The organism is Paenibacillus sp. PL2-23, from assembly GCF_040834005.1.
In the GTDB taxonomy this organism is placed as follows: Bacteria; Bacillota; Bacilli; order Paenibacillales; family Paenibacillaceae; genus Pristimantibacillus.
In genome coordinates this window covers 894,519-919,804 of sequence record NZ_CP162129.1, presented here as the reverse complement: position 1 = coordinate 919,804, position 25,286 = coordinate 894,519, and the positions used below count along the sequence as shown (strand labels likewise).

Annotated in this window: 21 protein-coding genes; 5 read left to right on the top strand and 16 right to left on the bottom strand. The window is 50.8% G+C overall.

Annotated elements, in window-relative coordinates; all coding sequences use genetic code 11:
* Nucleotides 1–38 precede the first annotated feature (38 nt).
* The 9 genes from ligD to AB1S56_RS03920 all read right to left on the bottom strand — a co-directional run bounded on the left by ligD (nt 39) and on the right by AB1S56_RS03920 (nt 12,971).
* Nucleotides 39–1,331: a non-homologous end-joining DNA ligase gene (gene ligD, locus AB1S56_RS03960; protein ID WP_340870756.1), complete on the bottom strand. Its 1,293-nt coding sequence runs from the start codon at nt 1,329–1,331 to the stop codon at nt 39–41.
* Nucleotides 1,332–2,170: 839 nt separating this feature from the next.
* Nucleotides 2,171–3,823, bottom strand: coding sequence for a hypothetical protein (locus AB1S56_RS03955; RefSeq protein ID WP_340870757.1), 1,653 nt, complete (start codon nt 3,821–3,823; stop codon nt 2,171–2,173).
* A 29-nt stretch (nt 3,824–3,852) separates the two neighbouring features.
* Complete coding sequence (locus AB1S56_RS03950; protein ID WP_340870758.1) at nt 3,853–6,312, bottom strand: invasin domain 3-containing protein; 2,460 nt, start codon at nt 6,310–6,312, stop codon at nt 3,853–3,855.
* Nucleotides 6,313–6,506: 194 nt separating this feature from the next.
* Complete coding sequence (locus tag AB1S56_RS03945; RefSeq protein WP_340870759.1) at nt 6,507–6,932, bottom strand: (deoxy)nucleoside triphosphate pyrophosphohydrolase; 426 nt, start codon at nt 6,930–6,932, stop codon at nt 6,507–6,509.
* Nucleotides 6,933–6,954: 22 nt separating this feature from the next.
* Nucleotides 6,955–9,306 carry an ABC transporter permease gene (locus AB1S56_RS03940; protein WP_340870760.1) on the bottom strand — a complete coding sequence of 784 codons (2,352 nt, stop codon included), beginning with the start codon at nt 9,304–9,306 and terminating at the stop codon, nt 6,955–6,957.
* 2 nt (nt 9,307–9,308) lie between these two features.
* Nucleotides 9,309–10,073 (bottom strand): ABC transporter ATP-binding protein, encoded by a 765-nt coding sequence (locus AB1S56_RS03935; RefSeq protein WP_340870761.1) that lies wholly within the window; start codon nt 10,071–10,073, stop codon nt 9,309–9,311.
* A gap of 192 nt (nt 10,074–10,265) precedes the next feature.
* Complete coding sequence (locus AB1S56_RS03930) at nt 10,266–11,531, bottom strand: HAMP domain-containing sensor histidine kinase (RefSeq protein ID WP_340870762.1); 1,266 nt, start codon at nt 11,529–11,531, stop codon at nt 10,266–10,268.
* Entirely contained in the window at nt 11,528–12,226 is a 699-nt protein-coding gene (locus AB1S56_RS03925) for a response regulator transcription factor (protein ID WP_340870763.1), read from the bottom strand. The genes AB1S56_RS03930 and AB1S56_RS03925 overlap by 4 nt, the downstream gene beginning before the upstream one ends.
* Before the next feature lie 247 nt (nt 12,227–12,473).
* On the bottom strand, nt 12,474–12,971 hold the full coding sequence (locus tag AB1S56_RS03920; protein ID WP_340870764.1) for a hypothetical protein: 498 nt from the start codon (nt 12,969–12,971) through the stop codon (nt 12,474–12,476).
* Nucleotides 12,972–13,185: 214 nt separating this feature from the next.
* Here AB1S56_RS03920 and dcm point away from each other — a divergent pair, with 214 nt between their 5' ends.
* From dcm to AB1S56_RS03895, 5 genes are read left to right on the top strand one after another with little or no spacing between them, the layout of a single operon-like run.
* Nucleotides 13,186–14,466, top strand: a complete 1,281-nt coding sequence (dcm, locus tag AB1S56_RS03915) for a DNA (cytosine-5-)-methyltransferase (protein ID WP_340870765.1) — start codon at nt 13,186–13,188, stop codon at nt 14,464–14,466.
* Nucleotides 14,459–14,917 carry a very short patch repair endonuclease gene (locus AB1S56_RS03910; protein WP_340870766.1) on the top strand — a complete coding sequence of 153 codons (459 nt, stop codon included), beginning with the start codon at nt 14,459–14,461 and terminating at the stop codon, nt 14,915–14,917. The genes dcm and AB1S56_RS03910 overlap by 8 nt, the downstream gene beginning before the upstream one ends.
* A gap of 27 nt (nt 14,918–14,944) precedes the next feature.
* A complete protein-coding gene (locus tag AB1S56_RS03905) occupies nt 14,945–16,162 on the top strand; it encodes a type II restriction endonuclease (protein WP_340870768.1) in 1,218 nt (405 codons plus the stop codon).
* Between the two features lie 11 nt (nt 16,163–16,173).
* A complete protein-coding gene (locus AB1S56_RS03900; RefSeq protein ID WP_340870769.1) occupies nt 16,174–17,358 on the top strand; it encodes a hypothetical protein in 1,185 nt (394 codons plus the stop codon).
* A 3-nt stretch (nt 17,359–17,361) separates the two neighbouring features.
* Nucleotides 17,362–18,453 (top strand): hypothetical protein, encoded by a 1,092-nt coding sequence (locus AB1S56_RS03895; protein ID WP_340870770.1) that lies wholly within the window; start codon nt 17,362–17,364, stop codon nt 18,451–18,453.
* A 336-nt stretch (nt 18,454–18,789) separates the two neighbouring features.
* On the opposite strand, the gene AB1S56_RS03890 is transcribed toward AB1S56_RS03895, so the two are convergent.
* The 7 genes from AB1S56_RS03890 to AB1S56_RS03860 all read right to left on the bottom strand — a co-directional run bounded on the left by AB1S56_RS03890 (nt 18,790) and on the right by AB1S56_RS03860 (nt 25,266).
* Nucleotides 18,790–21,234, bottom strand: a complete 2,445-nt coding sequence (locus AB1S56_RS03890; protein WP_340870771.1) for a DEAD/DEAH box helicase family protein — start codon at nt 21,232–21,234, stop codon at nt 18,790–18,792.
* On the bottom strand, nt 21,221–21,544 hold the full coding sequence (locus AB1S56_RS03885; RefSeq protein ID WP_340870772.1) for a nucleoside triphosphate pyrophosphohydrolase: 324 nt from the start codon (nt 21,542–21,544) through the stop codon (nt 21,221–21,223). Before AB1S56_RS03885 ends, AB1S56_RS03890 begins: the two co-directional genes overlap by 14 nt.
* A 48-nt stretch (nt 21,545–21,592) precedes the next feature.
* Nucleotides 21,593–23,455 (bottom strand): DUF2075 domain-containing protein, encoded by a 1,863-nt coding sequence (locus tag AB1S56_RS03880; protein WP_340870773.1) that lies wholly within the window; start codon nt 23,453–23,455, stop codon nt 21,593–21,595.
* An 11-nt stretch (nt 23,456–23,466) separates the two neighbouring features.
* Entirely contained in the window at nt 23,467–23,793 is a 327-nt protein-coding gene (locus AB1S56_RS03875) for a hypothetical protein (protein WP_340870774.1), read from the bottom strand.
* Nucleotides 23,794–24,006: 213 nt separating this feature from the next.
* Nucleotides 24,007–24,570 carry a helicase-related protein gene (locus AB1S56_RS03870; RefSeq protein WP_340870775.1) on the bottom strand — a complete coding sequence of 188 codons (564 nt, stop codon included), beginning with the start codon at nt 24,568–24,570 and terminating at the stop codon, nt 24,007–24,009.
* A 206-nt stretch (nt 24,571–24,776) separates the two neighbouring features.
* Nucleotides 24,777–24,845: a putative holin-like toxin gene (locus AB1S56_RS03865; protein ID WP_340870811.1), complete on the bottom strand. Its 69-nt coding sequence runs from the start codon at nt 24,843–24,845 to the stop codon at nt 24,777–24,779.
* Nucleotides 24,846–25,170: 325 nt separating this feature from the next.
* The gene (locus AB1S56_RS03860; RefSeq protein ID WP_257444737.1) at nt 25,171–25,266 is read right to left on the bottom strand and encodes a putative holin-like toxin; all 96 of its coding nucleotides are present in this window, start codon (nt 25,264–25,266) and stop codon (nt 25,171–25,173) included.
* Nucleotides 25,267–25,286: the final 20 nt, after the last annotated feature.

The window sequence follows — 25,286 nt, the reverse complement described above, 5'->3', positions numbered from 1 at the left end:
TGAGCCCCTCCTTCTGGCTGTTATCGTATACGTCGACATTACCGCCTAACCCTCGCCTTCTCCCTCAGCAGAGCAATTACGTTGCTTGCTTGACGGTTGCCCGTCTCGAAGCAGTCCGCCATCGGGCAGCCTTCGGACGCCAGCCGCTGCAGCACGAACGGCATAGTGAACGTCTCCGGCCTCAGCCGCTCGTTCACTTCCTCCCATCGCAGGGGCGCCGCGATGCCTGCATGCTCATTCCCTCTCGGGGAATAAGGACAGATGATGGTTTTGCCTGCGGCATGCTGCACATAATCGACATACAGCCGCTTCCCCCTGTTCTTCTTCAGCCGCTCCGTCGTGAAGCTGTCCGGGAACCGCTCCACCAAATATTGAGCCACGAATGACGTGAACACCCTCGCATCATCGTAGGTAAGCGCTAGACTGGGGTCCAGCGGGATATGCACCTGCAGCCCCTTATTGCCTGACAGCTTGGGATACCCCGTCATGCCGAAGGAGTCAAGAATGCTGCGAATCTCGGCGGCGGCCTTCACAGCCAGCGGAAACGCCTCTCTCCCAGGAGGATCGAGGTCCAGCACAATCTCGAGCGGCTTCTCCTCTCCGAACCGATTGAACGGAAGGTGGTATTCAATCGTATTCTGATTCCCTAGCCACATCAAGGTGGCCAGGTCGTTGCAGATGATATAGTTGATCCCCTCGTGCTGACCGGTTGGGATGAAGGAGGGCGCGTAGTCGGGACAATTTTTCTGATAAAAGGACTCTCCCCCCGCCCCTTGAGGGTAACGGATCGTCGTCAGAAGCCGATTCGCCAGGAACGGCAGCATCACCGGAGCCATCTGCGCCAAATACGCGAGGTAGCCCTCCTTGTCGATATGCGGCTGGGCCGACGGCCAGATCCATTTGTCCGGGCTTGTCAGGGACACTCCCGTTCCGACAAGCGCGTTGTCCACCACAAGCTTGTTCCAGGTGCAGGACTGCCAGCTTGTCTGAAGCCGGAAGGCACGGAACACCAGTCCCGCCAGCTCCTCTCCCACTTGCGACGCAAACGCCAGCTCTACGCAAATGCCAGGCTTCACCCAAATGGTTGTGGAATCGCTGCTGTCCCCCCTCTCGCTCCGGTTCGCCGTGATGGCCTGGATCAGCGCCTCCTTCTCCTCCGCCTTCAGACCGCGAGCGAACGTGCCCATATGCACGATCGCGCCGTCTCGCTGCACTCCAGCGATGAACTCGTCAGCCTCTCGATTGTAGCCCAGCACGATAAAGTCGCCGGCATAAGGCGTGCCCCTTGAGGGGAATGGCCGCACCTCTTGCATCCATATCCGTGATTTCATCCACCGCCCACCCCTCTATCTTCATCCGCATCATCCGTTTTGTTATGCATTGTGTCCATACCGTTCGCCCTTCCATACGCAGGGAGAGAAAAGAAAACCGCAGCCCGGGCAGGCTGCGGCAACGATTAATAGCCGAAAAGCGGTCTGGCGGAACCACTAATTCCCGCATCGCTCCTTCTTCGGTGCAACAACGACTCCACGTGTGGTTACGGCACCAGCTAACCGCTGATTCGCCGCAACAACGACACCGCGTGTGCTTATTGCACCAACTAACCCCTTCTTCGGCGCAACAACGACTCCAAGTGTGGTTATGGCACCAACTATCCGCTGATTCGCCGCAACAACGACACCGCGTGTGGTTATTGCGCCAACTTACCGCTTCTTCGCCGCAACAACGACACCACGTGTGCTTATTGCACCTGCTAACCCCTTCTTCGGCGCAACAACGACTCCAAGTGTGGTTATGGCACCAACTATCCGCTGATTCGCCGCAACAACGACACCACGTGTGCTTATTGCACCTGCTAACCGCTAATTCGGCGCAACAACGACTCCACGTGTGGTTACGGCACCAGCTAACCGCTGATTCGGCGCAACAACGACACCGCGTGTGCTTATTGCACCAACTATCTGCTGATTCGGTGCAACAACGACACCACGTGTGGTTATTGCACCAGCTAACCCCTTCTTCGGCGCACGTGATCACGTCTGATGAATGAGCTAAAGCCAGTCCTGCCGCGCGCCGGTCGTGCAGCTGCTCACCATATACAACAAATAGCGGTGCCGGGAGCTTAAACCCTGCACCGCTACTTGTTATGATAAGCCTCTGACTTGCTCGACTACTTCAGAAACAGATTCTCCGGGGCATTAGCCACCGTCGTTATGAAGTGACCTGCTGCACCTGAGCTGCTTGGGGCCACTGACGAAGTGCCGTTGCCGCCATTGCCTCCGCTCGCTCCGCCACCTCCGCCGGATGACATATTGGCAGAGGCGCCGGAATGGTTGCCCCCTGAGCCTCCATTCACAGACACTGTACCCGTAACAGACGGTTCACTCGGCGCAATAAGATGCACAATGCCACCGCCTCCTCCGCCGCCACCGCCTTCGGAGTTGCCGCCATTCCCGTCAAAACCATCGGAGCCATTGCCTCCCCGTGCACGAATGATTCCTTGCATAGTAATGCTGCTCTTGGAGCCTATTACCACAACTCCGCCACCGCCGCCGCCCGTTCCAATAATGCCTTGTCCCGAGACGGGATTCAGTACACCGTCCGCTCCATTGGCATTAATTGTGCCACTGGCACTCAAGGTTACGCTGCCCTTGGCTACTAGCACAAGAGAGCCGCCGCCCTCCCCGCCTGAACCATTCGGTATTCGATTACCGGCGCCTCCAGCCGTTGCAGAAGGCATTGTGAGCTGGGCAGCCTGTAAATAAGCGACGCCGATTCCCCCATTCAGCACACCAGCCTCTGCTAATGAAATGCCAGAATCCGGGCTTCCGGGACCATTATCCTGGGCGCCGGTAGCTACACTAATGGCACCCGTGATGAGAATATTTTCAGTTGCTCGTAATAGAGTACCGCTTGGTACAATAAGAGTGCCCCCAATGGTAATGCTTGTGAACTGCATGTTGGCTTTGCCCTGGAGTGAATTAACACCGGATGCCGTCGTCAGATCAAGCGTACTGCCAACTGGGACATTCAGCGCGCCTGCTGAGCCATCCCCGTACAAGCTGTCCCCTCCTCCAGCCGGACCTTGCGGACCAGCCGGACCCATCGGTCCCTGTGCGCCTGGAGCCCCTGCGGGTCCTGCTGGGCCCGCTGGACCTGCCGGACCCTGCGCGCCGTCCGCTCCTGCTGGACCGGCTGGACCAGCTGGGCCTTGCGCGCCGTCCGCTCCTGCCGGGCCGGCTGGGCCCTGCGCGCCGTCCGCTCCCGCTGGACCGGCTGGACCTTGCGCACCGTCCGCTCCTGCTGGACCGGCTGGACCCTGCGCGCCGTCCGCTCCTGCTGGACCTGCTGGACCCTGTGCTCCATCCGCACCTGCTGGACCTGCTGGACCCTGCGCGCCGTCTGCTCCCGCTGGACCTGCTGGACCCTGCGCACCGTCCGCTCCCGCTGGACCGGCTGGACCCTGCGCGCCGTCTGCTCCCGCTGTACCAGCTGGGCCTTGCGCGCCGTCCGCTCCTGCCGGGCCGGCTGGACCGGCTGGGCCGGCTGGGCCTTGCGCGCCATCCGCTCCTGCTGGGCCGGCCGGGCCAGTCTCGCCACGAGGACCAACTGGTCCTTGGTCGCCCTTCAGATTCAGCGTATAACTCCTCTGGTTGGCGGCGCAGCTTGCCTCGGGTGCTATCAGGTTCATTTTACCATTGTCGCTTACGCATATCTGGATAAAATCAACCACCGTGGAGGCTGCCCACGAGCCTTGTATATTAATGCCCAGCAGCACAACAAGCACAGCCGCCAGCAGCTTCCCTGTGAACTTTGTCTTCATATCCATGTTCTCCTCTCGTTATTCCGCAGTTAAATGAATGAAATAAGCTCCAGCATTCGTCTCAGCACCGTCACTGCCTCTGCTCGGGTTGTCGTGCCTTCAGGACGGAACAAATCGCTCCTTTGAATGATACCCAGCTGTTGTGCTAGCTTAATATCGTCTACCGCCCACCCCGAAATTCCGACTTCATCGCCAAACGGCACATAAGGCATCTCAACCACAGTCGCATCTGATCCCGTGTAACGGTACGCCCGCATAACCATTAGGACAAGCTCCTCGCGGGTAATCCTCTGCGCTGGCCGGAATGTACCATTCCCATAACCGGATACGAGACCGGCTTGGCTCGCCGCGCTCACAGCCCCTTCATACCAGCCGCCTTGCACATCGGAGAATGGACTCGACGCTGCTGCTTCCGCCAAACCGAGCCCTCTGACAAGCAAGGCCGCAATCTCCGCACGAGTAATCGTCGCATCGGGATCGAACACATCAGCACTTCGTCCATTAACTAGCAGCTTGGAGGCCATGAGTTCCACATCGGCGGATGACCAATGTCCCCTAACATCTGCGAATGTAACAGGACGATCAATGACAGCATAGACACTGGCTCCCTGCCGCTTCATAACTGCCGTCCACTGGCCGTTCTTACTAACCAAGGAGGTTGGAACAAACCTTAGCTGGCCCGAGACGGGGTCCCACCACACACCTGTAGCCGTCTTCGCTACACGCTTGGACTCAAGCTCAATCGTTCGTTCCACGTACCGATCGAATCGATTCAAGAATACACTCTGACCGTTCTCCCCAATCACCTGAATCTCGAAAACAATCGGAGCTCCCAGCAGCTCCCCTTGCATCCCTTCGACTGTCCGGCTTATCGTCAGATTCGTTGCCTGATCCGGCGGCTGAATGATAACCTCGAAGCGGATCGCATCCTCCGGCATGCCGAACTCCTCCGCGAAGCGCTTCACGTCAAGCTCAGCAAATGGAAGCGACATTGAGGCGCTGCCAGCCTTGGCGACAAGCACCGCTCCCGCGTTGCGAGAACGGATAGCATCCAGCGTGGACGCCGTCACCTCAATGGTGCCGCCTTCCTCCAATGCAACCTCAATCATGCCCTTCTCAATATCAGCAGTCGTGACCAACCAGCGGCTTGATTCACCATTCTGCGTCTTGCCTCCGATTTCCAAGCCATCTGCTCCCCCCGTTGCCGTCGGAACGGGACTCGGTGTGGATGTAACAGGAGCAGTTGTCGCCGTTGGTGTTGGCGTTGTTGTTGATGTTGATGTCGCGGTTGGTGTTGGCGTCGGTGTTGGAGTTGGTGTTGGAGTGACCACCTCTTCCACCACTCGAATCGTTGCCTCCGCCGTAAAACCGCCATATTGCGCGGTCAGTACCGTTTCACCAACCCCTGCTCCTCGCACAACCCCGCTGTTGTCTACCGTCGCAATCGCCGTATTAGCTATAGAAAAAGTCGCAGCCGCAGTGACATTCACTTTACTCTCATCCGCCCTCGTCGCCTCTACCAAGGTTGCCACATCTTCACCCGGAGCAAGCGAATAGGACCCTTGACCAAAAACAATTCCCGTCACCGGATTAGGCGGCGGCCCTTCCGTAAAAGTCACATCCACACTCGAAACAAGCGGCGTTCCGTTCAAAGAAGCCGAAATCGTCGCCGTGCCCGCTTCCTCTGGAGCCGTCAGAAGCGCCTGATAGATGCCGTGCCGCTCATAGACAGATGCAATGAATACAGAGATTGGCTCATCGTTCGGAGTCTCATCCGGAATGGCACCATCTATGAATTGAGGTTCAGAATCCTGCTCCAGATCCTCGCTCTCCTCCCAGCTCCCAAGCTCACCCCATGTCGGCGAAACAAGCTTGGCAGCATATTCGCCATGGGACTGATGAGACACACCGCTCAAGCTACCGAGCGACGTCGTCACCTGTAGAGAATCCGCTAGTTCCGATACGTTATTGCCATATTGGTCCTTCAGCTGAATGGTCACCAGCGTCTGGCTTAGTCCATCGGCAGGAAGCGTCGCACTCGCAGCGTGAACAACAGAATGATTCGCGGAAGGCGCACCTGGCGTGAAGCTCACCCAAGCGATATCATCTACCCACTCGCCGTCCACCTCGGCCATAATATACGCAGACCCCGCCGTCGTCGGTGCGGTGAGCACCAATGAATATTGCCCTGCGGTGTGCGTGACATTTCCATCCAGAACACCTTGAGAAGCCATAAACCTCACCTTATCCGCAGCTACAGCAACCCTGTCGCCGTTCGTATCCGTCAGCGTTAACGACACCATAGTCTGACTAACGCCATCCGCTGGGACCGCTGTACTTCCTACGGACACTGACCCTTGTATTTCCGTATCGTCAGCAGCGTAGCTGACAGTGCTGCCCTGAACGATTCCAGCAAGCAGCGCGATGATCAAGCCTGCGGCAATTAGTCTCCGCCAGGCAACCAAGCTCATTACAGTTGATGGTAACACGTATTCCCCTGCCTCTCTTCCTATGATTCTACGAATCACGTCCCTGCCTGCTAGTTTAACAGAATAAAATGACAGCAGACTGAAAAGATTGCCGCTCATGTCAGGTTTGCCCCCTCGTCCACCCCCACGAACGCAAAAAAACGCCGCTTCAGCGGTCTCCGTGACCGTAGCGGCGTATCACTATTTGATTGGGGCTACATATGTGGATTAGCATACTTGCTCATAATGGCCTGAACGGCCGGCACATCCGCCGGCGCCCACTCCAGCGACAGCAGCTCCTCCGGCCGCAGCCAGCGCATCGCGGCATGCTCCGTCAGCTGCGGCTCGCCTGACAGTACCTCACAGTAGAATGTCGTCAGATGCACAATGCCGAAGGCGTATTCGTGGGCGGTATACTCCACCCGCTCGCCGACGCGGATCTGGCACCGCATCTCCTCCGCGATCTCGCGCTTCAGCGCGTCCTGCGGCGTCTCCCCAATCTCGATTTTCCCGCCGGGAAACTCCCACAGGGACGCCATAGACTGGCCAGCCCCCCTCTGGGCGCAGAGCACCAGGCCTTCCCGGACGATGACGGCTCCGACGACGTGGATTTGTTTTCGGCCAAGCTGTTGCTCCTCCATGGGAAATCCCTCCTACTCTCTACTATTCCGTAATCAACCCGTATGCCGTAATTCGCTTGATCCCCCGGGACACCAGCATCGAGATGCCGTAAGCGAACCCGATCAGTCCGGTGCACAGAGCTGTGATCAGCGGCACGTGTACGATAAAATCAACCTTCTGGATGCCCGCTCCGGACAGCAGCAGCGTCAGCACCGTGTTCGTGCCCATTATGCCCAGCACGCCACCAATGAAGACGCCCGCGATGACGACCGGCACGAAGCTAAGCGCGATCTGCGTCATGAGCTGGAACGTCGTATACCCGGTTGCTTTCAGAATACCAAGCTCCTTCTTCCGTTTCAAAATCATCTTCTTGATCACCAGGTACAGAATCAAGGAGACGACCAGGATCGTGATGACCAGAACGATCACCATAACGGCGAACACGGCGGCTATATAAATGCTGGTCTGCCCGTCGATCATCTCGTCCATATCGACGATATCGCCGACCTCGCTCCCGTATTGGGCTTTGACCTCATCCATGAAGCTGCTGTTGTCCACGCCGTCCAAATAGACGTTGATGCTCGTTCCCGCATAGTCCGGCATCACCTGCTGCGCGCCCGGCACGGTCATATAAGCCGCCTGCCCCAAATTGCTAATGGACTGGCTCAGTCCGGTGATGAGGTACGTATACGAGGCTTCGCCCGCTTCCGCCGTCACCGTATCGCCGACCTCCTTGCCGAGCAGCTTCGCCACGACCCAGGAGACCGCGATTTCGTTGTCGTATTTCGGGTAGCGCCCTTCGTAGACGCTCTGGTTCTCCAGCTTGGAGAAATCGTCCGAAATCGACGTGAACACGTTTTGGCCATCCAGCTTCATCGAGGTCATATCGAGAAAGGCCGCCTTCCGCACGCCGTCCATCCCTTCCAAGTCCGCCATCAGCTTCCCGCTATCCGACTCAGAAGCCGCGTTCACGATCACGTTCGACGTCTCCGCGCCAACGAGGTGGACAAACGCCGTTTTGTCGGAAGCCACGTTATAGTACAGTACGACGGAGAAAATAGAGGCGAACGTAATCGCCGCGATGACGCAGGCGACCATGATGTTCTGCTTCTTGTTCATAATCATCGCCTTGCAGGCCAGCAGCCAGTTCAGACTGCCCGCCGCCCGGTCGAGCGGGAACCGGTTGCGCCGGAAGCTGTGCGTCCGGATGCCGCCGCGCAGTGCCGTGACGGGCTGGAGCGAACGGATGCGCGCGGAAGCGAGCAGCGTAACGGCCAGCACCATCAGCGTAATGAGCAGCACGCTTATCGCGTTCACGACGGCGTCGAACCCGGTCGTCCAGATCAGCCCCGACAAGGTCGTCACGATGCGGCCGAAGACGGGCAGGACCCCGTAAGAGAGCGCCGCACCGACGACGCCCGCTGCCGCCGCGATCAACAGGAATTGCAGAATCGTGGCCGCGATAATCTGCCTGCTGGTGTAGCCGAGAGCCTTCAGCACGCCAATATTCACGATGCCGTCATCGATGCTGTTCGTCACGCGGAACTGGATGACCATCAGGAATACGAGCACGATAACAACCGCGAACGCGACCAGAATCATGGCCACCACGTTTATCGTGATCGAGCCCACGCTCTTGACGAGCTCAATGTCGCCCTCCCAGAACAGCGGATTGTTGACATCCATGTTATGGTCCGGGAATTGCTTGCCGAAGTCTTGGCGAACCTCCGAGGACTGTTTCGAATCATGAAGACCGGCGGAGATCAGCGTTCCGGCTGCCGTGTCGCCCACCTTCTCGACTAGATGGTGATAGGACGCGTCCGGCAAAAAATATTTCATAATCCCCATATTCGGGGTCCCCATCATGGTAGTCTCGAAGAAGCCTTTGATCCGATAGCGGAACGTCTGGCTCTGATAAGTCATGTCGAACGAATCGCCCAGCTTGTAGCCCGCGCTCGCTTGGAAGCTGAGCGGCACGTAGATGTCTCCGTCCTGGGCGGGACCCTCCAGCTCTTCGAGCAGCCGTACCTGGCCAAAGGCTCTGTCCGTTGAATCGGCATTGAGGAAAGCGGCCGCCATGTTAATGTCGTTCTCTCCGTAGAGGAATTTCACCGCGTTCATTAGGATAATGGCCTCTTCTTCGGTCGCCGCCACCTCCGGACGGTTCGCGAAATACTCGCGGTAATCCGGCTTGTAATTGGACTGTTTGGTCAGGACGACGATATGCGACTCGCCCAGTTGCTCCGACTTTTCGTCGAAGAAGCTCCCCATCTTCGTCATGACGGCTAACCCGAGATTCAGGAGCAAGCCGGCGATGACGATCAGAATAAACAGCGAGAAGGTGGCACTTTTGCCGCTTCGAATATTGGCCGAGGTCAGATGCCAGATCTTCATCGTTACCACCCCATCTCGGCCAGGAAAGCCGTCAGCTTCTCATGCCGCGCATGCTGCTGCTCGGGCTGGTACGGCTCCAGCAACAGATCGCCGCAGATGACGCCGTCGCGGAGGTAGAGGACGCGGTTGCCGCGCAGCGCTGTTTTCAGATCATGGGTGACCATCACAATGCTCTGCCCATTCCGGTTCACGTCGGTGAGCACGTTCAGCACGCTGTCGCTCGCCGCGGAGTTCAGCGCCCCGGTCGGTTCGTCTGCAAAAATAAGATGAGGATCGTTAATAAGCGCCCGCACGATCCCCGCTCTTTGCGCCTCGCCGCCGGATAGCTGGGACGGGAACTTGCCCCATGCCGCTTCGTTCAGCCCCACTTGGGCGAACAGCTTCTTGGCCTTGGCCGCCAGGGCGCGGCGTTCTCTGCTCAAGAGCAGGCCGCTCGCCAGCACGTTGTCCAGAATGCTCATATGGTCGAGCAGATGAACCTGCTGGAACACAAAGCCGCAGTTCTTGCGGCGGAACACGGCCAGCTGGTCGTTGTTCAGCTTCGAAATCTTCTGCCCGCTGAAGTAAATCTCGCCAAGCGTCGGCTTATCCATGCCGCTGAGCGCGTAGAGCAGTGTCGACTTGCCCGATCCTGAGCTGCCCATAATGACCGTGAAGTCACCCTGCACGAGGGTGATGTCCAAATTTTTGAGCACATGCTGCTGAACGCCGCCGCTGGAGAAGGTTTTGCATAATTTGTCGGTACGCAATAATTCGGTTGTCGTCATCGGTATATCCACCTTCCTGAACCTTCCGGTTCCGTACAAATAAGACTGTAATGTTGATTACAGCCTCATCATACCGCGGCAATTCTTAGGTAATCTCTGCCTGTTTCTTAGCTAATTCTTAATTCTGCTAGAGGTAGTTCAAAAAAGCATGAGCTATGTGTGCTGAAAACTGGACTTTTTGAACACGTACTATTAAGCTAGCGGGATGGCGACCGTCACGGTGAAGCCGCCTTCACGGTTCCGGCAGGCGATGTCCCCTTGCATGCGCTGCATGAGATACATCGAGATGTACAGGCCAAGCCCCGATCCGCTCCGTCCCTCCGCATTGCTCCCCCGGTAAAACTTATTGAACAACAGCGGCAGCTCGTCCTCGGGGATGCCTAGGCCGTTGTCTGTGATGTGGAGCTCGAGATACGAGTCAGTTAGTTGCGAGGTAACGGTAATAGGCGTATTCGCGTACTTGTAGGCGTTGCTCACGATATTGTCCAGCACCTGCTGGAGGCGATGAACGTCCGTGACGATCATGCAGTCCGGTATCGGCTCGAAGTGGATCTGATCGTGAATGTTCACGCTGTTAATCATTCTGTAAAGGACGGAGCTGAGCTCCTCCGTTGTGGTCACTTTGAGCTCGTTCAGCTCCTCCATCGTCGCATGGAACATGTCCGTCACGAGCAGGTTGATCTGCTCCGCCTTGGCGTAGATCGTATTCAGCTGCTTCTGCATTTTCTCGTCAGTTGCTTTGAGCAGCATCAGCTCGCTCACCGCCTTAATGGAGGCAACCGGCGTTTTGATATCATGGCTGAGGCTGGCCACCAACTCCTTCTTGCTGCGGTTCGCCTCATATTCGCTCTGCCTCGCCGCCGCCAGCTCTTCGCGCATAATATCGAAGCTCTCCGTGAACGCCCCGAACGGGTTGTCCTGGCTCATCGTCAGCGGCACGTCCAGCTTCCCCCTCGCCACATTCGCCGCAAAAGCCTGCAGCTCACGGAACGGGCGGAAGATCGTGCGGTTGAGAAACGCCGCGTATAGGGCGCAGAGGATCGCCAGAAGAGTAAAAGCCGTTAGGAGGATGACGGCCAGTCTGATCTTAATGGCGTTAAGCGTCTGCTGATCGTCATAGGGGATGATCAGCTTTCCGACGATGGCGTTGTCGATCTGGATGTCGACGATCGTGTCACGGTTCTTCAGGGCGTCGTTGATTGTTCTCGTTGCGTCGAGACTGCTCTGGAAGATGGGCTGGCCGTTGAGGTCGAGGACGGTGAAGGGTTGCTGGATGTGGCTTAAGTTTAGGTCGCCTTCGTCCAGGCTTTTCCAATGCTGCTCCACCGTCTTCATGATCTCGTTCACCGCTACAAGGTCAACCTTTGTCTCCGTATCCGTGCGGAGCATGATGATGGAGAGAAGGATGCCGGCTAGGAAGATCGCCGTCAGGGTGATAAAGATCCCTTTCGTCCTCATCGCGTGCCATCCTCCAGCACATACCCCGTCCCCCAGACGGTGCGGATATATTGCGGATCGTTCGGATCCGGCTCAATCTTCTCCCGCAGGTGTCGGATGTGCACGTTCAGCGTGCCGTCGCTTGTGATGGAGTCTCCCCACACGTTGTAGAACAACTCTTCCTTGGTGACGATTTTGTTCTTGTGCTGGGCCAGGTACACCAGCAGCTTGTACTCCAGCTTCTTGAGCTTCGTGTCTACGCCGTTCACGCTTACGCGGTTAAGGGATAGGTCGATCTTCACGGGGCCGAATTCGATGACGTTGTCGGCGGCTTGGTTCGCGTGGCTTCCGCTCCCGTATCGCTTCAGCACCGCCTTCACCTTCGCCAGCAGCACGCTGAGCGTGTACGGCTTCTGAATATAATCATCGCCTCCGATGTTGAGGGCGATCAGGATATCATCATCGCTGGACCGCGCGCTGATGAACAGGATCGGAATCTGCGTCCGCTGCCGCAGCTTTTTGCACAATTCAAACCCCGACGCCTTGCCGAGGTTGATGTCTAGCAGAATGAGCGATGTGTCGTGCTCCTTGAAGAATCGCTCGCACTCCTCTGCTGTGGTTACGAAGGTGGTTTTCACTTCGAACATGTTAAAGTACTCGCTGGTGGTTTCCGCGAGTACGATTTCATCGTCTACAATTAGGCAGTCGTATTTCATGGGTGGCGAGCTCCTAATGAAGAAGAGTAGGGAATAAATAAATGAAATTGCATCTAAAGATAAAATTAATGATTTGAGAATCAGTCTTTAGATCTTTTGTTAATAACAGCAGCATTCAATCAACTCATCTTGAATGGTAGCCTTGTAAGGAAAGATGCCTCATCCTTCAACAATAGCAGCAGCATATGGATGCAATGTTTTGGTTTTATTATAGCAACGCATAAGCTAACTCGTAAGAGATAACATTTTATAATAAAACCCCAATCTTAACTAGTGTATCAACATCATCAGTTCTAACCTCTTTGCTTTCAAGATCAAATGACTTGTATTCAGTACTGATATATTTGATCCCAAACAGGAGCTTCAGTTTTTCACAAAATTCACTTTCTTTATTAGCAATGACGACCAATACAGTATTGTCACTTCTCAATCCAACGATCATTAAGTCATTCTCATGAGCGTTATTAATAGCACTGGATTCAGTATAATATAATCGATGTTCTGTTCTATAAGGATCATACTCTCTTGCATCGTACCATGTTAGCCTTCCGGTGCTTTGTATCATTTTCCCCTGTTTGTTTATGTAAATGAACCTTGCATTAAAGTATTGTCTTTCGAGTCCAAAAATATTTTTCAGAACTCTAACTCCATGAAATTCATGCTGATTACTGTTCCATTTATTAATTTCAACTGAACTCAATACTTTTGCGGCAACTCCCTTAAAATATAAAGATAAAAAGTCCATATATTTTTCCCCCTTAGATGATTTGGTATGATGATTCAGTAGTTATATCGGTCAAAATTACCAGTTTTTTGAGAGGGAATTTGAGGCCAACATAATATTATAATCTCAGAAAAGAGGAACCATTAGAAAAATAATTTGCGAAAGCATGTTCCCCGTGTTATCCTTATGTCAAAAACATTCCCCCTGGGAATGTTTTTGACAGGAGGGGTTAACAATGAAAACATTTAAAAATACTGAATTTGCACACATAAGAGAGACGACTGGATACTCAGTCAAGGAAGTTGCTGAATTACTTGGAAAAAGTGAACGTACCATTTATCGGTGGGAAAATGGTGAATCCTTGCCAGAGGAAAACCTACTAAGAGAGCTTAAAACCATCTACAATGTGCGTTCTGGTCAACAACCTGAAAATGATATCAACTTTAGGTTCATTGATCTGTTTGCAGGTATCGGAGGTCTGCGGAAGGCGTTTGAATCAATTGGTGGCAAATGTGTATTTACGAGTGAGTGGGACTTGGCATGCAGAAAGACTTATCAGACTAATTACGAATGCGATCATCCGGTGAACGGCGACATTCGAGATGTTGATCTGAACGATATGCCTCAATACGACGTATTGGTGGCGGGCTTCCCTTGTCAGCCATTCTCTATCGCAGGAGTATCCAAGAAAAACTCACTGGGTCGTCCCCATGGCTTCCATGATGCCACACAAGGTACTCTATTCTTCGACGTTGCACAAATGATAGAACATCATAGACCAAAGGCATTTCTGCTTGAAAATGTGAAGAATCTGGTTAGCCATGATAAGGGAAATACCTTTAAGGTAATCTTGCGAACATTGAAAGAAGAACTGGGCTACCATGTAGATTTCCGGGTAATTGATGCCAAGTATTTTGTTCCTCAACATAGAGAGCGTATCTTTATAGTAGGATTCCGGGATGACGTTGGATTTGCCTTTAATGATATGGCACTCCCTCAATCAGGCCCGAAACTTGGTTCGATCCTGCATCCGGAAAACGGAACAGAAGTGCCTGAACCACCATATACAGAAGAACCTGAAAGCAGAGTTGCGGAAAAGTACACTTTGAGTGATAGGCTGTGGGAATACCTTCAAAACTATGCGGAGAAGCACAGGGCGAAGGGAAATGGTTTTGGTTATGGATTGTTTGGCCCTGATGATATCGCGCGCACTTTGTCTGCACGGTATTACAAAGATGGCTCCGAAATTTTGATCAGGCAGGAAGGCAAGAATCCGAGGCGGCTGACTCCTCGCGAATGTGCAAGACTGATGGGGTTCGACAAACCGGGACAACAATCCTTTGTAATCCCGGTTTCCGATACGCAGGCGTATAAGCAGTTCGGAAATTCAGTTGCTGTACCTGTTGTTGAGAAAGTAGCGGCGCACATGCTCCCGTACCTCTTCAAGGTTATGAGAACGAACAAGGAGACCGAACAAGTTGAAATGCTTTTTGAGAAGGTTGAAGCCTATGTATGATTTCGTTTCACCTGAGACAAGAAGCCGGATGATGTCCGGGATCAAAGGCAAAGACACAAAGCCAGAAATAATTCTCAGACAAGGACTTCACAAACTTGGTTTCAGGTATAAACTTCATGACCGAAACTTGCCGGGAATGCCTGATATGGTCTTTCCCCGGTACAAGGCGGTCATTTTTGCTAATGGATGTTTTTGGCATGGCCATTCCTGTCATATGTTCAAATGGCCATCATCGAATGAGCAACTCTGGCATAACAAGATTAACCGGAACATGGAAATGGACAGGGAGAACTTGTCTCGCCTTCAGGAGATGAACTGGAGAGTCGGGATTGTTTGGGAATGTTCATTAACAGGAAAATACCGCATCAACAGCGAAGAAGTAATAGAACTATGTGCCCAGTGGTTAGAAGCGACGGATATGACATCTATAGAGATTGGTGGGCAATGCTAACAGACCACGACTGTGAGGGTGTTATAAATGAAGAGAGGTTTTCTATCACAATATTTTGAAGGTATAGCAATCAAGCGTCTGAGCGCGGTAGAAGTTAATACAGCAGTATCAAACCAACATGAGTTCAATGGGAGCAGACCACTTCGTACTCTTTTTGGTGATGATCGAGTTTCACATGAAGCCCGTTTTCTTTGGCTTGCCGGAGAGAACGAGGGCTTTTCTTGCGAAGGTTCATTAACTTGGTACGATGCCCGCGAGGCACATCCAACACGCACAGAGTACAGATTGTATTTTAAGAGTAATCAAGTCATGGATCAGGCCAGAGAACTCGACATGCTGATCGTGGCCAAAAGACCAGATGGTGAAATTTATATGATACTCGTGCCTTTCGGAAGTACTTTAGAGAGCCAGTTACTTTGGTTGTTTGGTGTGGATCAGGTGGACTTCAGTTTCAACTTTCAGGCTATTGAGGACGGTCATGATCCTGAAGTTGACTACGCTGTCCGCTATATCCTCGAAGAAATGGGTATAGTCATTGAAGAACCTGATAGCGGCTATTTGGACAGTATTCTTGAGCCATACTTTAACGGAGGCTTCCCAAGTACGTCTGTATTCTCTGATTTGGCCAGAAAGACTCTAAGAGACGTTTCTCCTTATGAAGAACCCGATCAGACCTTACTGAAGTGGATTGAACAGGAGGAAAAGCTGTTCAAGCGTCTTGAGCGGCACATGGTGGCTAGGAGATTGGAAGAAGGCTTCAGAGATGATGGAACTACTGATGTCGAAGGGTTTATCCAGTTTTCACTGAGTGTTCATAATCGGAGAAAATCCCGTGTTGGATACGCACTGGAAAACCATCTAGAGGAAATCTTCAAGGCTCACAGCCTTACATATTCCCGAACGCAGATGACAGAGCACAAGTCAAAACCGGATTTTTTGTTCCCACATATCAGTAATTACCGTGATATGTCGTTCCCTGAGTCCAGACTGACCATGCTGGGTGTTAAGTCCACATGTAAGGATAGATGGCGGCAGGTACTTGCTGAAGCAAACAGAATAAATAACAAACACTTGTTTACAATGGAGCCTGGTATCAGTGAAAACCAGACGGATGAGATGCAGGCCAATAGTTTGCAATTGGTATTACCTAAGCGTCTACACGACACCTACAAGTCGCGTCAGCAAAGTTGGTTGATGGATTTGGGTTCATTTATACAACTCGCTAAAGAACGGCAAGAGTTATAGGAGGCGATAGAATGGAAATAACTTCACGGATAACAGATATAAGAATAGATGCTGAAAATATATTTATTGAAATGAATTATGAGAGATATCTGATGATAGCCAGAAGAATTATAGGAAATAATGATTTGCAAAGACGTAGAGTAAAATCATCAAATACTGTGTATTCACTTTTAAGAAACGATCTTAAAAAAGGATGCATAATTCCGCCTATTGTTTTGGCTCTTAGCAATGGAAATGGTTCTAACCAAGATTTTCGTGAACTGTCGGATGAAGAGATACTTGGTTATATAAATAATAATATTGATAGTCTGGTTATTTTGGATGGTCTACAAAGAACATACACAATATTGGAGGTCGAGAATGAGTTATCTAAGGATGATACAGATGCATTAGAAAGATTTTATTCCAATAAGTTAAGGATAGAGCTTTATCTGGGCATTAATAAATTTGGAATCTTATATAGAATGTTAACGTTGAACACTGGACAAACTCCAATGTCAATAAGACATCAGATTGAAATTCTGTATAAAAACTATATTGATTATGACATGAATGGAATACGATTAGTTAGAGAGGTTGAGGGGGAAGTAATAAACGAAATAGGACAATACAAATTCAAAGATGTTATTGATGGATTTAACTCATATTTAGAGAGAAATGAGTTACCGATTGATAGGTTTGAATTACTAAACAATATCAAAGGATTAGAAAAACTTTCTGATGAAAATCAGAAAAGGGATATTTTTAGAGACTTTTTAGAGTCATTTCATCACTTTGTACTGAAAATCGATTTGCTTTCCGAACATTGGGAGTTAGATCTGGATGAAGATGATATAACATTAATTGGACAACCATTCGGTAAAAAGGCATATAATATTTTTAATAAGTCCCAAGCATTTACGGGATATGGGGCGGCAGTAGGCAAACTCAAAGATTTTGGTCTTATTCATTCATTTGAGCAAATGATTTCAATTATTGATAAACTAGAATCGGATGAGGACCCATCACATTGGCTATTAATGCTTTTGACTAGGCTTGATAATATTAGAGGTAACTCTAAGAAGATTGGCAACTCACAAAGAATGTATTTTCAATATTTCTTTAGAGAGTTGTTCAATCCGGATGGAGATTCATACTTGAGTTTTGTAAAAGCTGTAGATAATGGATACCACAAATATCGCAGTCAGTCGGAGTAAGAAATGGCACTTCAGATCAGGACCAATCAGGATGAAGATTTATTTGTTGCAGATGTCACTTTTAGTTCGGAACAAAGCTGCTTCAATTTAAAGTGTATTTCAAATGTGACACAAACCGAAAATGATGTTCAAATTGATTATGTATTAACTCCGCACCAAACGTATCGTCCAGAGGACTACACTGTTTACATTTTTTATAATAAAGATTACATTGAAAATAACATATTCCAAGTCTTTGAATCTGATATAAACAAAAGAATTGGTTGGATATTTCCAATTCAAGCATTGGTATCTCTAGAACATGATTTTAGTGATAACATTCATTTTCTTAAATATGCATTTATTGCATTTCAAAAGCTTCTTATTGATCAAAGCGATTGTAGCTATAAACAAATTCCGGTAACTTATGATAAAACTATTTCTTTATTTGATTTTTATCCTCAAGACAGTTTTGTTTTTATCACCTGCAATGAGATCACAGACACCATCCCCAATTTTAGTATAAAAAACTATTATGCTTCTCTGTATAGTCAGGGTATTTATGCAACGAGGGGAGAATACGGAAGGCCTGTTTTAAATCATGAGGGACAAAAGTTTTCCATTAGCAGTATCTCGAATCATGTAAAAACAGAGGATTTCCTCATACATTTATTCAAAGAGCTTTTACATAGTGAGAAGCACCATTTAGTTAAGTTCTATCTACTATATCAGGCGGTAGAATTGTTGATTGAAAAAATATTTAATAAAGAGATAATTGATCTGGTTAACGAAGTCACTACACATACTAATAATTTGTTTAAGTTGAAAGAAGAGCTAGGGAATCTCGCTAGAGAGAAGGAAAGAATTTCCAAGCTATTTAATCAGTATACAAGCTCATTAGGATCAAAACAGACTGTAATGGACTACGGTAATCAGTTATTAAGCCTAGTGGGTAGAGAACCGAAGAAAAATGCCTCAGATGCTCTTTATAGTGTAAGAAACTTACTTGTTCATGATTATAGGAGTATTCCCATTGAAGGTCACTTCCTCATTAGGAACATAAATGAAGCGTTCGAAGATCTTATTGTTGAATTATTATTGGAAATAAGTCTTTAAAGTGCAGTCAATCCTATCAATAATTGTTATGCTAATCAATAATGTCAGGATATTAACCACGTTAAATGTCCAAACACTGCTCGTAATTATGACCTATGAACTCGATAAATGGGAAAGCCGATCGTACGGCTTTCCCATTTTATTAAACGAATTGAATCTGGTAATGATCGTTGTTCCGCAAATTATAGCACTCACCTAACAACGTTACGTACTGACTATAGTCAAGCTCGAGCCAGCAAGGAATGCCGCGAATCTCGAAGCGCACTCCGCAATAAATCGTGAAGATCCTACCATCCATCTCCATACAATTCAACAGCTGTCTTCTCTTTCAAATACTCATTTGTACCCACGTCGCTCAAAATGCAGATGCAACCGGTACAAACAAATCTCTCTCGTCCAGTTGAACAGAATCTCTGCCTGCTCTGCATCATGCGGCTGCTCCAGTCTCACACCAAAGCGACCGCCTTCAAACGTAGTCATACTTCCCTTGGCGCCAGACCACTTACTCATCGGCATATTGGCGATTAGCTTGCTGATACCTGCTTCGTTATAGTTCCACAGCCTCTTCGCTTCTTGGTCCGAGAAATCGATCCGCTTCCGATACTCCTTCTCCGTCAGATACTGATGGAAGAAAGGCGCTACCTGCTGCGGCGTAATAGGAGTCAGCCAATCCTCTACACCACGCTCCAGCATAGCAAGCATGACGATCATCTTGTAGCTCTTGTTCATTCCCGTCTTCTCTACATCCCTCAGCCAAGCCTCATAACGGTAGAACAGCTCCTGCTCCATCTCGTTCAAACAATCCGCCCACGCCTGGAAACCCACATAAGAGCCGAATTCGCTCTGATACTCCCTGCTGTTCGCCCGGCCATGCAAATGCAGCTCCAGATAAGTCGGTATTCGACCGAGCTCATTCTTAAGGTCGTTAAACGACTGGCGAAGCAGCTCCCGGCGAGGCAGCTTCTTCCGCCTGAGTTCAGCCAGCAGATCAATAACCTTCGTGTCCAGCCGAATGTCGCAGCCCGCTGGAAGAGTAGCCGTAATAGCAGCGGCATTCCCTTTCTGAACGCCTGCGTCCTCGTTATCCGCGAACAGCCCGAGCTTCACGTCCGCATTACGATAGTTGCCGATCAGGTCGATGATGTGGCAGTGGGACTTCTGCTCGAACAGTCGGAGACCGCGGCCAACCTGTTGGGTGAACACCGTCAATGACTCCGTCGGTCTCACGAACAGGAGCGTATCCACGCTCGGAATATCTACACCCTCATTGAACAGGTCAACTGTGAAAATAACGTCCAAACTGCCCTCCGCCAATCGCCGGATCGCTTCGCCGCGCCCCATGCCAACCGTTGCGGAATGCAGACTAACGACCTCTGCTCCGCGACTATGGAAGTAGTCGGCCAGGAAATCCGCCTGACGAATCGAAGAGCAGAAGGCGATCGTGCGAGTTTGCTTGTGCTCCTCCCAGGCATTATATATGGTTGCAGCCAGCGATTCCTTCAGTTGAGCCGCAGCTAACTGCTCGTCATCGTAATGATTGCCAAGCCACCGAATCTGGGAGTAATCCGTATCGTCGTATACGCCGATATAGTGGAACGGCGACAGCCAGCCCCGCCTGATCGCTTCGAGAAAATGAATCTGATACGCTACATTCCCATCACAAATGGCATACACGTCCTTGCCGTCCATTCGATCGGGAGTCGCTGTGATGCCTAGCAGAAACTGCGGCTGGAAATAGTCAATAACCGACTGATAGGATTTGGCCGCCGCATGATGGAACTCGTCAACCACAATCAAGTCGAATGCCTCTGGATCAAACCCTTCTCGATGCTTCTTCATCCCTAATGTATAGATAGATGCAAAAACACAGTCTGTATCCTTCTCCTTCATCGCTCCGTTATAAATGCCAAAGCTGCGATTCGGCATAATACGGGAGAATGAAGCCTTCGCTTGGTGCAAAATCTCTTCCCGATGCGCGACAAACAGGATTCGCTTAAACCCCTCGCCGAAAAAGCCGGCCAAGTACGTTTTACCAAGACCTGTCGCCATAACGACCATGGCTTTGTCGTATTCTTCTTCCAAGGTTCTCTGAAGAGCTTCCAATGCCTCAAGCTGAGCATGCCTGGGCTGAATGCTCACGGTCTCTTCCTGAGCTTCGCGAGAGGTACCTGTCATATCCCCGCTCTCCGAACGGTATTCTTCTTCCTCCATACTGGATACCATTCGAATAAGCTCCGGGTTCTCGCGATGCCGCTGCTTGTACTCTTCTTCGTAGTTCGCAATGGTATGCGCATTCAGCGGAGTCGTTGAGTCGTGATAAAAGTTGTGCATGAACTTGTCGAGCGCCAGCTGGAAGGTGTAAGGCTCGGCCTGCGCGTTCATGGCGAGATTCCATTCCATCCCTATCCGCATGGCGGACATGGAGAAATTGGAGGAGCCTACGATGAGCAAACCTTCGCCATTCTCGTAGTCGAACAAATAGGCTTTGGGGTGGAATGACGTACCCATGCTGCGCCACAGCCGCGCCTCAAGCCTGTCGTCTATGTCGCATAGGAGCTTCAGGCCCTCCGGCTGGGTAACGAATAAATAGTCACCTGCCAGCACCTTCACTTCCGCCCCGCGCTCAATCGCACTCTTCAGATGCGGAGCGAGCAGCCTGACGCCAGACTGCATGATGAAAGAGGTCATGATATAGATACCGGATGCATGCTGCATTCCGACAATCAGCTCGTCCGCCAAATTTTCCGTAATCAGCTTTACATTCAGCTTAGTCCTCGACATTGATCAAATACACCCGCTCCTGGAATCCGCCCCGCTTGGCGGCTTTCTGTGCGCGAAGCGCCTCCAAGGCATCTGGCGTGGAACAGTGGATGACGGACAGCGCGCGGACAACCTCCAGCAGATCCGCCAGCTCCTCCAGCGCGTCAGCCGAGTTCATGGCGCTTAAGTATTCGTTCATCTCTTCTCTCAGTTTCGTATGGAGCTCCACGCGATATTCCGCATCGTCTAGGATGCGTGTGCGGAATGTTTTCCCCGTTGCTTCAATAACTTGCGGGATGTTGTCCCGAACCAGCTTGTTGTAGGTTGGCATTGCAGGAACACCTCTCTCCAGTGGAATGTCCAGATCTAATCTCTCCATCTATTGGCTGGTCAAAGCCAGCCGTCTCTTCATATACGCCGCAAGCTCCTGGTCTCTGCAGTAAACGTAGCAGCCTTTCATTCCGCGCGACAGGAGCACCTTGTAAATATTTTTCACCAAGGCATTGAGACGTTCCGGATCCTGCTTGAGCCCCTTCTTGCCCGTCTTGTCCTTGTATTCGTTATAGTCCGCATAGAGCTGTCCCGTCTCCGGGTTCAGCTTCAGATCATGGCCGATGATAACACCGACGTAATCGAATTCGAGGCCTTGCGTCGTATGGACGCAGCCGACCTGATTAACGCCATCTGGATGCACCGCCCAAGACTCTCGGATCAAATAGCCGTTCCATGGCATCCGGAAGCCATGCTCTTCAATGATGACATCATCGATCTGCCCGTTTGAATTGCCCTCCTTGGGCGTCGTCCAATTCCAAGCATACCCGGCCAGCATGCGAGCTCGATGTCCATTCTTCTGTTTGTCTTCAATTAATTCTTTCAGCCGGTTCGGCGACTCCACGATGCGGAAGTCGAAGGCGTCCTTGTCCCAGCCGCCATAGTTGCCCGTATCCTGTATGCCCAGCACATCGTCTACCCAGTTCAAGTAGCCTTCTGCACCCGAGCATCTGAATTGTGAAAATAACGTGTATTCATGAACCTCCACGCCCAGCTCTTGTGCTGCACGCTTGATCCCGTCGATAGTTCCGATGTCGTCCGGCCGGATGCGCTGATTATCGTCAATGAAGAACACGCTCGTATTGGCGCTCTTCATAATATCCTCGATCTGATTCACACCCTTGTACATATAGCTGCCCTTGCCCTTCAGCCGATGCGCTTCATCGACGACAAGGACATCGAATTGATTCTCCGCGTCCACGAAGCTGCCGGAGCCCATGAACAGACTTTTGGTCCTCATCTTGGACTTGGAGCTCTGCTCGGTCAACATCTCGATCAGTACGTTGCGGAAGGAGGAGTTTGGCGCGACAAACTTCGTATTCAGACCTTCTCGGAGAAGTCCGCCCAGGGCATTTATGGAGATGACGGACTTTCCCGTGCCGGGGCCGCCTTTAATAATAATGGTCCTCTTCCGGTCCTGCTTCTTGGCAAGTGTCATAATCGTCTCATATGCGACCTTCTGCTCGTCCAGCAGGATGAAGCTGGAGTTCCCCTCGAATAAGGAATGAATGTGCTCTACTAGCGATTTGGAAGGTGCAATTCTCCCGTTCTCGATATCGTAGAGGAGCTCCATCCCCTTCCCTTTGCCCACATAGCGAAAAATAAACTCCTGCAGCTTCTTCGTCTCATGCTGCAGGAACATCGGCGCTTCCTGAATGGTTTTCTCATATTGCCGCGACTTCAAAGGCTCTGGCTGCTTCTCTCGGTAGTTATGCAGGAATGCGACGGATCTAGCTCCAATATCCTTCTCATAGACGGCGGTATTCATATCCATCATATATTGCCGATAAGACCAGGCTTGGTAGGAGGGATGCGTTGTTTCTCTGACCGCTCCGTTTATGGAGGTTTTGACCACATCCTCCTTGTCCGTCGCCCACGCCTCCTGCCACTGCTTCATCTCCACGATGATGAAATTGCGGCTTCCCTGCTCGTCCTCACCCGAAATAATGAAGTCCACACGTTTACTGGTGGCTGGAATGTTGAACTCAATCATGACTCCGCAATCATCCGCCACCTTGGAGTTTCGGACGATACGTTCCATGAACTGCATGGAGTTGTTCCAGGAGCGCCATTCCGACACAGATGGGCGTTTGCCCAGCTTCTCGATAAACGCCGACTCGATGCTATTCGCTATTTTATTATCGTCGACAGCTTCCTTAAAGTCCGCCACTGAGCTGCTATATATAATCATGGGACACCTGCTTATATGGAAATATGACCCTCATGCACATAGCTTAACTGATCCAGCTTCGCCTTCGCTACAGCAATTTCCTCGTCTGTGAACAGCTCATGGTACTCCTCGTGGTAGGCCACAAGCACCTCCACACTGAGATGCAGACAGCCCCTCATGTATAGCTCTGTGAAGCCGGAGGCCGAATCGCTGGCGATCAGCTCCTTGGCAGCTTGCAGGCCGCCCTTCTCGGCAACCATCCGTTTGAAGTAGGTCGCTTGGTACCCGTGGGCTTCTCTCTTCGCCTGTTCGTAGATATTCAGCATCGCTCTATGAAATTTCAGTTCGATTGCTCGCATGTTTATCACCTATATTTAGAGTATTAGACCAATTCTGCAAGTAGTTCTACTCTACTATATTCGCTGAGACTTCCCTCCTACCCTTCCACCATTAGGAAAGTTTGTGAAAGAATCTTGTCTATTGCTGTCATCGACTGTACATCCTTAGATGAATAAGAACCCACCTTCGGCGGTCAGCCTTGGGGTGGGTTCTACTTTTTTCAAATATTCGAATCAAATCTCAGCTCCACGATACCCCATCTTCCGATATCCCTTCACCCGCTTCTTATACATGCTCATTAACATCGGCACCTGCAGATCAATATAATCGTAGATCTTCACTTCCCGCTTGTTCACATGGGAGCGGTGCAGCCGCCCGGCATACTGCTGGAGCGTGCCCGTCCAAGAGATGGGATGCACGAGGAATAGGGTGTCGAGACGCGCATCATCGAAGCCCTCGCCGATCAGCTTGCCTGTCGCGATGAATACCCGTTCCTCATCGTCCGGAATACTGGCGATCATCTCCCGGACAGCTTCTCGCTGCTTCTTGCCCATGCCGCCGCGAAGGACAATGACATTTTTGGCGAAAGCACGAAGTCTCTCTTCAAAATAGTCCACATGCGACCTCCGCTCTACAAGCAGCAGAGGCGATCTTCCTTGATCCAGGCAATGGAGCAAATCATCGAATATCATCGTATTGCGAGCCTGACCGAGCTGCTTCCTTAGCCAGGTATTCTCTTCCTTCAGCCGTTCGATTTCGCGCAGGGCTGCCTCATATTTGAGTTGAACATAATCCATACTGCTCACAACCTTAGACAAAGGATCATTAGCGTTAACTAGCGTTACAATTATAGGTTCAATTCCTTCTCTAATTATGGTATCATACCTATAAAAGAAGCCGAGTGCTGGAACACTCGGCCTAACAATTGGCTTGGATGGGCTTGTCCCCTCTATAGTCTAAAGGAAAAAGAACCCACCTGTGGCGCTAACCTTGGGGTGGGTTCTTACTTCTTCTTGTAGTTATTCGAGATGTATGTGAGTAGCGCAAGAATAAATGATCCGAATAATAGCATGATCGTTATTGCTGCTTCTTTCCTTCATGGTATCGCCTCCTTTCAAAGAAGGGATACCATGCCCACCCAAGATTCAATTGTCTGCCCCTATTGTACCATTATCGTCCAATTAAATGAAGAACGAATGTTCGCGAGTGAATCAATATGCATGGCGCTACTAGCGTTAAAATTCTAGGTTCAATTCTTTCTCTAATTATGATATCATACCTATAAAAGAAGCCGAGTGCGGGAACACTCGGCTGAACAATTGGCTTGGATGGGCTTGTCCCCTCTGTAGTCGGGAACAATAAGAACCCACCTTTGGCGCTAACCTCGGGGTGGGTTCTTACTTCTTCTTGTAGTTATTCGAGATGTATGTGAGTAGCGCAAGAATAAATGATCCGAATAATAGCATGATCGTTATTGCTGCTTCTACTTTCATGGTATCGCCTCCTTTCAAAG